At 40.9% G+C, this 13193-nt stretch carries 9 protein-coding genes; 7 read left to right on the forward strand and 2 right to left on the reverse strand.

The genetic code is table 11. The features are described 5' to 3' along the window. Nucleotides 1–92: 92 nt before the first annotated feature. From AC570I_RS09215 to AC570I_RS09225, 3 genes are all read left to right on the forward strand, one after another. Nucleotides 93–1634: a glycoside hydrolase family 10-like protein gene (locus tag AC570I_RS09215; RefSeq protein ID WP_497405224.1), complete on the forward strand. Its 1542-nt coding sequence runs from the start codon at nt 93–95 to the stop codon at nt 1632–1634. Between the two features lie 66 nt (nt 1635–1700). Continuing rightward, nucleotides 1701–2861 (forward strand): acyltransferase family protein, encoded by a 1161-nt coding sequence (locus AC570I_RS09220; RefSeq protein WP_497405225.1) that lies wholly within the window; start codon nt 1701–1703, stop codon nt 2859–2861. Between the two features lie 55 nt (nt 2862–2916). Further along, complete coding sequence (locus AC570I_RS09225; protein ID WP_497405226.1) at nt 2917–3930, forward strand: LacI family DNA-binding transcriptional regulator; 1014 nt, start codon at nt 2917–2919, stop codon at nt 3928–3930. A 60-nt stretch (nt 3931–3990) separates the two neighbouring features. On the opposite strand, the gene nagB is transcribed toward AC570I_RS09225, so the two are convergent. Then, nucleotides 3991–5916: a glucosamine-6-phosphate deaminase gene (gene nagB, locus AC570I_RS09230; RefSeq protein WP_497405227.1), complete on the reverse strand. Its 1926-nt coding sequence runs from the start codon at nt 5914–5916 to the stop codon at nt 3991–3993. A gap of 331 nt (nt 5917–6247) precedes the next feature. Next, nucleotides 6248–6994, reverse strand: coding sequence for a DeoR/GlpR family DNA-binding transcription regulator (locus AC570I_RS09235; RefSeq protein WP_497405228.1), 747 nt, complete (start codon nt 6992–6994; stop codon nt 6248–6250). A 239-nt stretch (nt 6995–7233) separates the two neighbouring features. Here AC570I_RS09235 and AC570I_RS09240 point away from each other — a divergent pair, with 239 nt between their 5' ends. The 4 genes from AC570I_RS09240 (at nt 7234) to AC570I_RS09255 (ending at nt 13139) form a co-directional block, all read left to right on the forward strand. After that, nucleotides 7234–10317, forward strand: a complete 3084-nt coding sequence (locus AC570I_RS09240) for a SusC/RagA family TonB-linked outer membrane protein (protein WP_497405229.1) — start codon at nt 7234–7236, stop codon at nt 10315–10317. Nucleotides 10318–10328: 11 nt separating this feature from the next. After that, complete coding sequence (locus AC570I_RS09245) at nt 10329–11879, forward strand: SusD/RagB family nutrient-binding outer membrane lipoprotein (protein ID WP_497405230.1); 1551 nt, start codon at nt 10329–10331, stop codon at nt 11877–11879. A 17-nt stretch (nt 11880–11896) separates the two neighbouring features. Then, nucleotides 11897–12700 (forward strand): DUF4397 domain-containing protein, encoded by an 804-nt coding sequence (locus AC570I_RS09250; protein ID WP_497405231.1) that lies wholly within the window; start codon nt 11897–11899, stop codon nt 12698–12700. 85 nt (nt 12701–12785) lie between these two features. Further along, on the forward strand, nt 12786–13139 hold the full coding sequence (locus tag AC570I_RS09255; RefSeq protein WP_497405232.1) for a hypothetical protein: 354 nt from the start codon (nt 12786–12788) through the stop codon (nt 13137–13139). The last annotated feature ends 54 nt before the right edge of the window (nt 13140–13193 follow it).

Consider the following 13193-nt stretch of genomic DNA (forward strand, 5'->3'; position numbering starts at 1 on the left):
AAGACTTTTTGAAAAAAATCGTTTAATGCTAATGTTGATTTGTATTAAAATAACAAAAACACACACCCTGAACAAAAAACAATACAGAAATAATGCTTAAAAACTTACTATACGCACTTTTAACTTTAACTGTAATACCGAATATATTAAATGCACAACCTTTAACAAAAATTGCACCAAAAAGAGAATTTAGGGGCGTTTGGGTAGCCACAGTAACCAATATAGATTGGCCTTCACGCCCTGGTTTAACGGTTGATCAGCAAAAACAGGAACTTATTGGCATCCTTGAGCGGCATAAAAGCCAGGGGATGAATGCCATTATCTTACAGGTTAGGCCTGCCGGGGATGCGTTTTATTCAAAGTCGAGGGAGCCCTGGAGCCAATGGCTGATGGGTAAACAAGGGCTGGCGCCAGCACCGGGATATGATCCATTGGCGTTTGCCATAAAAGAATCTCATTTCAGGGGGATGGAGCTACATGCCTGGTTTAACCCTTACCGGGCAAGCATGAGTAGCAGCACGGTGTTTAGTGAAGATCATGCTTTTCGTAAACATCCCGACTGGTTTTTTACCTATGGCGGCAAAAAGCAGTTTGATCCCGGGATTCCTGATGTAAGGGAGTATATTGTTCAGGTTATTTTAGATGTGGTGAAAGGTTATGATGTTGATGGAATTCATTTTGATGATTATTTTTATCCGTATAAAATTGAGGGACAAACCATCAATGACAGCGCAACGTTCAGTAAGTTTCCTAACAATTTTACAGACATCAGAGACTGGCGCAGAAACAATGTAGACATGCTGATCAAGCAGTTGGATGACAGTATCCATCATTACAAAAAATGGGTCAAGTTTGGTGTGAGTCCTTTTGGTATCTGGAAGAATAAGAATGAAGATCCGGAAGGATCTGCAACCAGTGGCTTATCGAATTATGCAGAATTGTTTGCTGATAGCAGGAAATGGGTTAGAGAAGGCTGGGTAGACTATATCAATCCCCAGATCTACTTTACCTTTACCAGAAGAGTAGCCCCATTTGGTACGCTGGTAGACTGGTGGAGTAATAACAACTACGCCCGCCACGTATATATCGGTCAGGGCGCCTATCTGGTAAACTCTAAAGCGGAGCTGGCTTGGAGAAATCTTTCAGAACTTCCGCGGCAAATCCGCTATATCAGAGACAACAATAGAATTCAGGGGAGTGTTTTTTTCAGTTCTAAATCATTAAGTACTGTGGGTAGAGCCGTAGGTGATTCCCTGAAAAATGATCTTTATAAATACCAGGCCTTACCTCCGCAAATGCCATGGCTGGATGAAGTTCCGCCGAATGAACCCCAGGCATTAACTGCTGACGCGCTTAAGGATGGTGTGCATTTAAAATGGCAGAATCCTCTAAAAGCAAAGGATGGAGAAACCGCATCCGGATATGTGATTTATCGTTTTGATGAAGGGGAGAAGATTTCGGTGCTTGATCCCAAAAACATTCTTAAAATCAGTTTTGAGGATTATCTGACATTTATTGATACCAGTGTGGAAGCCGGAAAGCGCTATAGTTACCTGGTTACTGCTTTGGATCGCCTGAAGAACGAAAGCGAACCAGGCGGGCCGGTAGGTGTTGAGGTGCCGCTTGCAAAATAATGTATATATGATAGTTTGAATTGGTAAGCAAAAGCTTTAAATTAGTTTGCTTAACCAAACCAGACTATGACCGAACCCAAACAACGCCTGCTGTCGTTAGACTTTTTTAGGGGCTTAACTGTTGCTGCAATGATTCTGGTAAACAATCCCGGAAGCTGGGGCCACATTTATGCACCACTGGAACATGCAGAATGGAATGGGTGTACACCAACCGATTTAATTTTTCCATTTTTTTTGTGGATTGTGGGTGTATCCATTGCATTTGCGATGGGTAACAGTAAAAAAGATCCGGCAAATCACAGTAAGGTTATCCTGAAAGCGGTGAAAAGGGGTGTAATACTTTATCTATTGGGGTTTTTTCTAGCTATTTTCGGGAAGCTAATGGCTGTGATTATGGATGGAAAAAGCTTACTGGAAGCCTTTCAAACCGTACGTATACTTGGGGTTTTACAGCGAATTGGCATTGTATTCATCATCAGCAGTATCATTTTCTTAAAATGCTCCACTAAAACAATATTCAGGGTTTTCATTGCTATTCTGGCCATTTACTGGGCGCTTATGACTTTTGTTCCCGTTCCGGGAGTAGGTTATCCAAACCTGGAAAAAGAAACCAATCTGGCTGCATGGATTGACAGGGGTATTTTAACAGAAGCGCATACATGGGCATCATCCAAAACCTGGGATCCTGAAGGGGTGTTAAGCACATTGCCAGCGGTGGGGACTTGCCTGTTTGGTATTTTAGTTGGTGTTTGGATGCGGCGAAAAGATGTAGACCATCCTACAAAAGTGGCCTGGCTTTTTACTATTGGTATTGCATCGGTTATATTGGCTTTATTGTGGGACCTTCAGTTTCCCATTAACAAAGCTTTGTGGACGAGCTCCTATGTCCTATACGCGGGTGGGCTAGCGGTTGTGGGCTTGGCACTTTGTTACTGGTTGATTGATGTTCAGGGTTATAAGAAGATAACTACACCATTCGTGGTATATGGCGTGAATGCCATCACGGTGTTTTTTCTGGCAGGACTCATGCCAAGGCTTCTAAACTTCATTAAAATCAGCAATGCTGACGGATCAAAAACGCCCTTGCTGGAGAAATTTTATAGCACCTGCTACACACCATTCTTTTCTCCAATTAATGCTTCTTTGGTGTGGGCAATTTCATACGTATTAGGGTTTTATGTGCTGCTATACTTCATGTATAAGCGAAACATCATCATCAAAGTTTAAGCTACCTGAAAATAACCTTCTGAATTGATTAATTTCGATTCCATCAATTTCCATTTTGAAGAAAAAAACAACCATATATGATATCGCGGAGGCGCTCAATATTACCGTTTCTACTGTATCGAGGGCGTTAAGTGGTTTTCCGGCAATAAGTGATGCAACACGCAAGGCTGTAATTGCAAAGGCGAAGCAACTGAATTATAGTCCGAATAAACTCGCATCAGCGCTGAAATCAGGGAAAACGAATATCATTGGCGTAATTGTACCCAGCGTACAAACTTATTTTTTTGCGACCATCATTCATTGTATTGAAGAAGTTTTGAAGGCGCATGGATACCGCGTGATTATTTATCAATCTAATGAGTCGTTACAGGATGAAATTAACGGGGTGACCACGCTTCTGGAAGCTCAGGTCGACGGGCTTATGGCATCTATATCCCTCGAAACAAAAACTGCGGCGCACTTTAAAGAAGTAGTGATGCAGAATAAACCACTTATTCTATTCGATCGTATTATTGAAGAACTGAATGTTCCTACTGTTACCCTTGATGATTTCAAAGCGGGGTATCAGGCGACTGAACATTTGATTAAGCAGGGTTACCGAAGCATCGCAATGATTACCACAATCCATGGCATTAAATTATTCGATGACCGGTTGAAGGGTTATCAGGCAGCATTAAAAGATTATCAACTTCCTATAGTTAGTGAGCATATGGTTTTTGGTGGCTTATCTATTGAGGATGGCAGGATCGGTGCGGATACATTAATGCAGCTTGGTAACCGGCCAGACGCCTGCCTTGCCGGCGATGATTTTACGGCGCTGGGCGCCAGTCAGCGGTTAAAGGAGTTAGGGTATGCGGCACCTGCGGTTGGGGTAATTGGTTTTTCCAACGAATCGTTTTCTGCTTACGTTACGCCCCAGTTATCAACTGTTGATCAGCATCCAAACCAGATTGGGGAGGCTTGTGCGCAGCTGTTTTTAAAAATGGTTTCTCAAAAGCACCCCTATCAGGAAATTTCGAAGGTGGTGATTGAGCCGACAATTGTGGAAAGACAATCTACGGTTAAGTAGTTTTGCCGTTAAAACTTCCGAAATCCGCATGGGCGAGACTTCGGAAGTTTATGAGTTACATTAGTCTTCGAATTTCCATCTTACGAAAGCTTCCATGGCTTCGTACTCTGCTAAGCCCAGGTCGTCATAAGCTTTTGCTGTTTCCCGGTTCCGGTCTTCTGCTCTTTGCCAGAATTCTCTAGCATCATCTCCTGGAAAAACGGCCCTGTCTTTCTGACTCTGGTGTTTAAAGATTGCGTATTTTTTGCGTTCGAGTTCTTTTGGAGAGATCGGAACTGCCATTTCAATTTCATGGGTTTCAAACTCGTGCCATGCACCGCGATACATCCATAGCCAGCAATCTTTTGCCCATTCTTCGGTTTTACGCAGGCGGGTAAGGGCTGCGAGGATGATGTTAAAACATACAATGTGTGTGCCGTGGGGGTCTTCAAAATCGCCTGCGGCATAAACTTGCTGAGGTTTTACTTTTTGAAGCAGCTCAATTGTAAGTTCGATATCTGCATCTGTAACCGGATTTTTCTGACTTTTTCCACTCTCATAAAAAGGAAGTGCCTGAAAATGGATATGATCGTCTTCCAGTCCGCAATAGCGTGCTCCTGCTATTGCTTCGCCTTTCCTGATCAGGCCTTTTACCGTTTGAATTTCCGGGGTATCAACCTGATTTGGTTTCTTTTGCTCAATAAAGGTTCTCATTTTTTGATAGAGGTCCTTTAGGTGTGCATTTTCTACACCCATCTTTTCCGTGAAATCAACGTTAAACTCTACAAAACGGAGTGCATCATCATCCCAAACTGCGGTATTTCCTGAAGTTTGGTAAGCCACATGAACATCATGCTTTTGATCCACTAAGCGGATAAATGTACCTCCCATGGAGATGACATCATCATCGGGGTGAGGGGAGAAGATAATTACCCGTTTTTTCGCAGGATCAGCTCTTTCAGGGCGTTGAGAATCATCGGCGTTTGGTTTACCTCCCGGCCATCCGGTGATGGTATGTTGTAATTTGTTGAAGATATGAATGTTGATGTTGTAAACCGGCCCTTTTTCAGTAGCCAGTTGTGCCATACCATTATTATTATAATCGTCTTCAGTTAACTTTAAGATGGGTTTTTTAAGTGTATTTGCAAGCCAGATTACCGCTTTTCGGATCAGCGAATCAGTCCATATGCAATCTTTAACCAACCAGGGCGTGTCGAAGCGTGTAAGTTCTGAGGCTGCAGGTGTATCGAGGATAAATTCGACATGTTCAGAAAGCTGAAGGTAAGTGGCAGGAACTTCTCCTGAAATTTCACCTTCTACGGCCTTTTTAATAATCGAAGCTTTTTTACGGTTCCAGGCCATCAGGATGATTTCGCGCGCCTTGAAAATAGTTCCGATACCCATAGTGATGGCTTTGGTAGGAACAAAGCTCTTTCCGCCAAAATCACGGGCAGCATCTCTTCTGGTTAAATCGTCGAGTGTAACCAGGCGGGTACCTGAATTTGGAGCTGAGCCTGGTTCGTTAAACCCAATGTGTCCTGTACGTCCGATACCCAGGATCTGGATGTCGAGACCACCCAGTTCGCCAATTTTTTTCTCGTAGTCGAGACAAAAAGCTGCAATATCTTCCAAAGGAAGGGTGCCATCCGGAATGTGGACATTATTCTTATCGATATCAATGTGATCGAAAAGGTTTTCATTCATGAAGGTAACGTAACTCTGTGCGGCGTTAGGCTGCATTGGATAATACTCATCGAGATTAAAGGTAATTACGTTTTTAAAACTAAGCCCCTCCTCCTTATGCAGTCTAACCAGTTCGGCGTAAACTGCTATCGGGGTTACACCTGTTGCTAAGCCCAGTACTGCAGGTGCATTATTTGCTTGTTTTGACTTAATGAGATTGGCAATGCGATGTGCCACATTAACAGAAGCAATTTTTGGATTGTCGAACACGCTTACGGGAAGCTTCTCAAAGCGTGTCTCCTCCAGTAGATTTAATCTAGCCATTTTTTTTATGGTTTTTAATGTACGGAGCAGTAAATATATATAGTTATGACCAATTTATAATGATGGTCAATTACTTTTATTTCACGTATTTAATTATATTTAGTCTCCTGCTATCAAACAAACGTTTGTTCGTTTTTACAACAAATTGATGTAGCACTTCCGCTTAGTACTCAAGTGGAAATAGTGATTTCTGACTCCACCTCTACTCCACAGTGAGACTACCTTTTTACGCTAAAAGGTGGAGTTATATTGCTTCGTATGAATTTTTTAACCCATGGAACCTGAGTTGATACTGCCTTTATGCTAGCCTAAGCTATGGATTAAGGGTTATTTAGAGAATATTCAGTTCGCGGGTATGGTAACCGGCTAAGGATTGATTTGTTTTTTCGAGCTCAGTAACCAGATAGCTGATGTTTTCTATTGAACATACTTTCAATCTGAGGGTGATGTCGAGCTTTTCGGAAATGCAAAGAACAGCAGTTTTTTTCGAACAGGCAATCATGGCTTTTTTCAGCTGATTGATCTCCCAATCGGTATCGGTTAGGCCTTCGGTTGGGTGAATTGCACTGGTTCCCATGAGGCAAAGATCGGCTTTGATTTCGGATAACTGGCTGATTACATGTCCTCCGTAGGTGATTTGTGAATTTTTTGAGAAGAGGCCACCAATCAGGATCACTTCAACGTTATTATATTTTGCGAGTTCAACTGCGACCAGGGGACTGATTGTAAAGAAGGTTGCGGAGATGTTCTGTGGAAGCTGTTTTACGAATTCGAGAATTGTTGTACCACCGCCAATGAGAACAACCATTCCATCTTTGATGAGGGTGATGGCTTTTTTGGCGATTGTAATTTTGCTTTCACGTGCATACACGGTGCTGTCGTCGAATGAGCTATGGTATGATTTTGAGAGGGCTCCACCGTGAACTTTAAATAGCAGTCCATCGTCGACCAGTTCTTGTAAATCTCTTCTGATGGTATCTTCTGATACATTTAATAGCTGGACAAGATCGGAGGTAAGCACGCGGTTATGCAAATTGATCTGTCGCATAATAAAGTCGTGGCGTTCTTTTTTGAGCATAGATGGTTTGGTTTAAACGAATTTAAAAATAGTTTTCAAATATTTGCGTGTTTGTGCGTGTTTCTGCAATTTAATTTTGTTACTCCTTGTTAAATAGTTTGTTAAATTGTTTTTAATTCAAAAAACAATTGTGATATTAGCTAAATGATAAGTAAAGTGCGTGATTATGCGTGTTTTATTAAAGGCAAACTACTAACAACAATCAACTAACTAATTCATTATCCTAAACTAGGAAGTTTATGAAAAAAAAACTACTACTAACTATTCTTGGTACGTTTTTGTTGCTGGCGCACGCCATAGCGCAACAGATTACGGTAACAGGTAAGGTCACATCCACGGATGGGCCGATTCCCGGAGCATCCATTCGCGTGAAAGGCACAATGGTAGCGACACAAACAAATGCTGACGGAAATTTTTCTGTAAAGGCTATTAAAACGGATATTCTGGTTGTATCTTATATTGGATATCGGACTCAAGAAATATCAGTAGGTAACCAAACATCAATTACTATAAACATGATTACTGACGCAAGTAATCTGGAAGAGGTTGTGGTAACGGGCCAAGGGATATCCAGGTCCAAAAAAGTTCTTGGATATGCAGCCCAGACTTTAAGGGGGACAGAAATTGCGGAAACGCAAAGAGATAACTTTCTTAATGCGTTGCAGGGGCGCGTTGCTGGTGCTATTATTACACCCACCACAGGTGCTCCCGGAGCTTCGTCTCAGATCATTATACGCGGGGGTGTTTCTTTAGATGGAGATAATCAACCCTTGTTTGTAGTTGATGGTCTGCCGATATCAAATAAAACATTTTCTGATTACAGCCTTGTTGGACAAGGAAATTTTAACAGAACAAATGATTACGGCAACAGGGGAATGGATATCAATCCAGAAGAAATTGAGTCTATAACAATTTTGAAAGGCCCCGAGGCTGCGGCACTATATGGTACAGAAGGTGCTTCAGGAGCGGTAGTAATCACCACCAAAAAAGCTAAGGCGGGAACGGCGCGGGCAAGTTATAGCAATAATTTCAGGGTTGAGAATGCCTACCGGTTTCCGGAAATCCAGACCGTATATGGCGGTGGCGCCGGGGGAATTTTTGATGAAGAGTTGAGAACGCGTACCTATTTTGGGGCGAAGTATCCAGCGAACCTGCCTATGTATAATAATGTTGAAAATTTTTATCAGACTGGTTTCACTCAAAAACATAACGCATCTGTGGAAGGAGGATCTGAAAAGCTCTCGGTGAGATCAAGCTTATCTTACACAGATCAATCTGGTTATCTTCCTAGTACAGGTTATAATAGCATTAACTTTAAATTGAGTGGCGTTTCCCGAATAAGCGATAAACTAAGTCTAAACGCGTCAATTAACATCATATCTTCCAAAACGGACAAGATTTACAAAGGGTCAGGTAGTGCGATGCTAAGTGCGCTTTCGTGGCCAATTGTTGATGATATGCGTAATTACATAGATCCGGCTACCGGGGGACGTAGAACTATTACCGGAAGTTTATCTGGAGAGTTGGATAATCCTTATTGGGCAATTAATAAGAACCCAAACTCGGATAAACTGAATCGTTCTATCACTAACATCGGATTGGATTATACGCCAACTAAGTGGTTTTCCGTTGTCGGTAGAGTAGGTGCTGATATGTTCACACAAACAGGAATGTCAGCCTATCATCCGCAATCTTATTCGTCTAACGTTTCTGGAACCGTTTATTCCGGAGGTGGTATAAATACTTATACCGATGTTAAACGTCTTTTCAATGCCTCGTTAGTAGGCACTTTTCGAAAGGATTTTGGTAAATTTAAACCCGTATTACGTATCGGCGGCGACTTATTAGATGATGCAGACGAAACCAATGCACAATTCGGGACCAGATTTTACGAACAGGATTATTACAGCATTAATAACACCGACCCAACTACACAACGGGTTGCTTACAATAACATTATCAAAAGAAAAGTAGGGGGATTTGCACAAGCGGAATTAGGGTACGACGACGTATTATTCCTTACATTGACAGGAAGACAAGATTACTCCTCCACCTTACCAATTGCTAACTACAGCTTTTTTTATCCCGCGGCATCACTAAGTTTTGTGTTTTCAGATCTTAAAGCTGTAAAGAATTTAAAATGGTTATCATTTGGAAAGTTAAGAGCTTCCTACGGTCAATCTGGGAAGGATGCAAGAAATGCATATGTGACCTCTACCAAATTACTAGCCCAGACCACAACCGGTGGTGGGTTCGCAACAGACGTTACTGCAGGTAATCCTAATTTGGTGGCAGAATTTACAACCTCAAAGGAAGCAGGTTTTGAATTAGGTTTCTTTAACAACAGGCTTTCATTTGATTTTTCAATTTATGAAAATGTTTCGGACAAGCAAATAACTGCTCCCCGTTTAAGTTATGCTACGGGTGCAATTTTAGGGTACATTAACAGCGGTAAGATTAGGAACAGGGGCTTTGAGCTCATGGTTAAGGGCACGCCAATCAAGCAAAAAGATTTCAGTTGGGATATATCAGCCAATATTTCAAGAAATCGTGGAAAATTAATCTCTTTACCTGCCGGTCAAGATGTCTTTTATTTATCTGATACCTGGCTAACTGATTATGCAAGAGCTCAGTATTCATTAGGATCATCTCTGCTTTCTATTGCAGCAACAAACTATTTACGTAATAATGCTGGACAGGTTTTAATTAATCCTGCGAGTGGAATGCCTATAAAGGATACAAATTATACTTTTGTTGGTGACAGAACTCCAGATTTTACAGCTGGTATAACAAACAGTTTCACCTATAAGAATTTCAACCTATCATTCTTACTCGACATTAAAGTTGGAGGAGATATTTACAACGCTACTGAAGAGTACCTTTACATTCGGGGATTGTCTAAATTAAGTTTAGATCGTGAAACTCCCCGTATAATAGAGGGGGTTTTTAGAGATGGATTGGAAAATACTGCTAATCCAACAAAAAATAATATTGTAGTGATCCCTTATATCACGACCAGTTATTATTCAACATCATTTAATACCGCAGATTTTATTCAGAAAGATGTTAACTGGGTAAGACTAAAAGATATTACCCTTAGTTATAACTTGCCTAAAAGTTTATTTACAAATAACAAAGTTTTTAAAAGTGCAAGTGTATTCTTTACCGGAACAGACCTGTTAATGTTAACTAATTATAATGGTGTTGATCCGCAAACCAGTGGTTTGAGCGCAGCTGCTGGAGGATTGGGAGGTAATGGAATCGACTATGGATCTGCGGGGCAGCCAAGAGGTTATAATTTTGGTCTTAAAATTGGTTTTTAACAAGAAGTAAAATGAAAAAGGCATATTTATTAGTTGCATGTTGTGCAATTATACTATCATCCGGTTGTAAGAAATATTTGGATATTAATACAGATCCTGCAACTCCTCAAGAAGCTGAAAGCAGAACATTGACACCTCCGTTATTTGCGCAGATGGAAAGGGGAACTCAGTTTGATTCCCGATATGTGGGACCGATTGTACAATACTTTGGCGGAAACGTAAATGTAGGTGAGACCCACGGGTACATTGCATCAAGTGATGCGGCGGGTGAAATCTGGCGTACCAATTATTATGGTTTAGGCGGTAACTTAAACCTTATCATTTCTAAATCCACTGATAAGCAAGAGTGGAATTTTGTTGGATTGGCTCAGGCATTAAAAGCCTGGGGTTGGCAGATCACAACGGATTATCACGGAGAGATTATCCTCAAACAAGCATATGAACCTAATCGCTATACTTTTGATTATGATTCCCAGGCGGATGTATATGCTGAAGTCGTAAGATTGGCAAATCTATCAATAGCTAATTTTTCCAGAACCGATGGCACCGGAACTGTAGCGAAGATGGCAACTTCCGATTTAGCTTACGCAGGGGACAATTCCAAATGGATCAAGTTTAATTATGGCCTTTTAGCGCGAAATGCAAATAATCTAATCAATAAAGCGAGTTATGACCCTGCAAAAGTTATTGAATATGCTGATAAGTCTCTGGCAGCTAATTCAGATAATTTCATTGTCCCCAATACCGGCTCTTCCGCTGCTAATGGTAACTTCTTTGGCCCACTACGAGCTAACCTGGCTTCGTATCGTCAAACCAGGATGATTGTTGGTTTGCTTGACGGTACCTATCTTGTTGGAATAAGCGGAACAGTAATTGATCCAAGGCGGAACAATATGATTTCACCGTCTCAAGATGGACTTTACAGAGGAACTAATCCAGGCTCGTCAGATCCAGGAACTGTGGCTCTTCGAAATCAAGTTCCAAATCCATGGGGAAGTTTGAATGGGGTCAATCCTGGGGCAACATTTGGTAAATATTTGTTCAAGGATAATGCTGGTTTTCCGATTATGACGGCGAGCGAAATTCAATTTATAAAAGCCGAAGCTGCTTTTAGAATGGGGAACTTAGGTTTGGCACATACTGCTTATCTTAATGGCATTTCTTTGAGCATAGATTTTGTAAGTGCACTAGGCACGGCAATTACTTCAGCAGAAAAAACAGCTTATCTTGCTAGTGCTGCGGTGAAACAAACGCCTGCTACATTAACTTTGAGGGATATTATGTTGCAGAAATATTTAGCGCTGTATGGTTATGGTTTTGTAGAAACGTGGTGCGACCTGAGGAAATATAACTACAATGAAGGAGACTCTAAGGGTAATAATCCTTACTTAAATACATTCTTTTTCCCACCATTATTCTTTTCCGATAATGGAGGTAAACCAGCACAGCGATTCCGTCCAAGATATAACTCAGAGTATATCTGGAACGTAGAAGCATTGAAAAAAATTGGTGCTGATCAGTTAAATTATCATACCGTTAAAATGTGGTTCTCGCAGCCTTAAACTCCTAAATTCAAAAGATGAAAAAGATATTCTATCTAATCGCGGTTTGTGTATTGCTGCTTTCAGCATGTAAGAAACTTTCCCTTGTGGAGAATAGTAAATATGAAACTATTGCTCCAGGTGATCCAAAGTACTCCTACTTGAAGATTATCAACGTAACTCCCAGTAGTCCAACAATAAATTACTTTATTGACGGAATTAAATTTTCGGCTGGTTTGTCTAGTACGGGTACTGAAAATGCAGGCTACAATTATACCACAGCAACATCATTATTTCCCGATTTAGGTTATGCCACTACTACTCCAGGAGCCCATGTTTTAACCGGTAAAATTGTAGCTGCAGCAACATCCGATGGTGGGCTAGAAGTTTTTAACACTCCTATCAATCCCGTTGCAGGAAAATATTATACCATATTTACCACTGGCCAATACTCTACCTCTACCAAGAAAATTCCCTCTTCACTAATCATCGAGGATATCAAACCTGCTCTTGACACCTCAAAAATATTCGTTAGATTAATCAACGTTTTAAATGGTGCACCAAATCTTGATTTGGTTCGAGGTGATGTAGCCACAGGTCCAAAACTTATTTCAAATGTTTCTTATAATGCATCATCGAACTGGGCAGAGATCCCAACCCCTGGATCAGGAGTAGCTCCTGTAAATAAGTTTATTTTAGTTAATTCTGCAACAGGTGCTGCATTTACAACTTCAGCCTCACTTACATTTTCTAAAGGAAGGGCATATACAATTTATATAAAAGGAGTTTTAGGCAACGCAAATTTTATCCCTACTATTACAACTTATACCACGTTCTATTAAGTAAAGATTGTTACCATAAGCAAAGTCAGTTCGCTGACTTTGCTTTCTTTTCTTTCGAGGGACATAAGTACTGACAAAGACAATCTTGTTTTTTATTTGCATCCTAATTACGGGAAAGCTTAGTGCGGATATTTTTACTATTATCTCAAACAGCGATTCAGGGCCCGGTACGCTGCGTGAAGCGATTATCATGGCGAATGCAAATGGAACCGTCACCACCGACTATATCTATTTTGATTTAAGTGGAAGCACATCATCAGATGTTACGGTATCATTGGCAAGTGAGCATCCTCAGATAAGTTTTAATGTCGTTATAGATGCCACCTCACAGCCGGTTTCGACACTCAATAATCCGAACATCAAAATTTCGTTAATCAGGATAGCAAAAGAGTATTTTAACGGACTTAAGCTGATGAATTCTAAAAAAATTGAAATTTAATGGGATTATAAATGCAAGCTGCGGAAATAACAATGGAGGGATTCAGATCAAAAC

The sequence above is a fragment of the Pedobacter sp. A2324 genome (assembly GCF_059693705.1).

Bases quoted from the DNA above. Each gene is read 5' to 3' on its own strand.
- nagB (WP_497405227.1), bottom strand. From the start codon at position 5,916: ATGGCTAGATTAAATCTACTGGAGGAGACACGCTTTGAGAAGCTTCCC.
- AC570I_RS09245 (WP_497405230.1), top strand. From the start codon at position 10,329: ATGAAAAAGGCATATTTATTAGTTGCATGTTGTGCAATTATACTATCA.
- AC570I_RS09220 (WP_497405225.1), top strand. From the start codon at position 1,701: ATGACCGAACCCAAACAACGCCTGCTGTCGTTAGACTTTTTTAGGGGC.
- AC570I_RS09250 (WP_497405231.1), top strand. From the start codon at position 11,897: ATGAAAAAGATATTCTATCTAATCGCGGTTTGTGTATTGCTGCTTTCA.
- AC570I_RS09235 (WP_497405228.1), bottom strand. From the start codon at position 6,994: ATGCTCAAAAAAGAACGCCACGACTTTATTATGCGACAGATCAATTTG.
- AC570I_RS09240 (WP_497405229.1), top strand. From the start codon at position 7,234: ATGAAAAAAAAACTACTACTAACTATTCTTGGTACGTTTTTGTTGCTG.
- AC570I_RS09215 (WP_497405224.1), top strand. From the start codon at position 93: ATGCTTAAAAACTTACTATACGCACTTTTAACTTTAACTGTAATACCG.